The sequence below is a fragment of the Alicyclobacillus shizuokensis NBRC 103103 genome, assembly GCF_001552255.1.
Classification (GTDB): Bacteria; Bacillota; Bacilli; order Alicyclobacillales; family Alicyclobacillaceae; genus Alicyclobacillus_G; species Alicyclobacillus_G shizuokensis.
In genome coordinates, this window is record NZ_BCQV01000147.1 from 1 (window position 1) to 504 (window position 504).

At 56.7% G+C, this 504-nt stretch carries 1 pseudogene; it reads left to right on the forward strand.

The window, feature by feature from the left end:
• Nucleotides 1–397, forward strand: a pseudogene (locus tag ASH01S_RS17725) (transposase); the annotation flags it as partial.
• Nucleotides 398–504: the final 107 nt, after the last annotated feature.

Genomic DNA, 504 nt, shown 5'->3' on the forward strand with positions numbered 1-504 from the left:
TCTCATGAGAAATCTGCTGGATGCCACCCCCAACGCCTTGCAGGAGGACGTTTACAAGCGTGCACGAGCGATTCTGGATGCACCCGACCTGAAGACGGCTCGACTGCTGATGAATGAGTTTGTGGAGGAATACGCCGACAAAGCACCCAAAGTCGTGCGGGTGCTGGAGGACGGCTTTGACGACGTAACGGCTGTTCTGGCGCTGCCAGACCGGTACCGTCGCCGGCTGCGGACGACTAATGGCGTGGAGCGACTGAACGAAGAGATCCGGCGCAGAGAACGGGTGATTCGCATCTTTCCGAACCGAGAATCCGCCATTCGGCTGTTGGGGGCACTGCTCATGGAGATCGACGAGGCCTGGATCACGGGCCACCGTTACCTGAATATGGACGAGTACTGACAGTGGAAGAAACAGCAGCAGGAATTAGGCCAACAAGCCAAACCGCATATTCTGAACGCCTCACTGTAGACATTACGTGCCCTCTACCGAAGAGGGGATTTTGG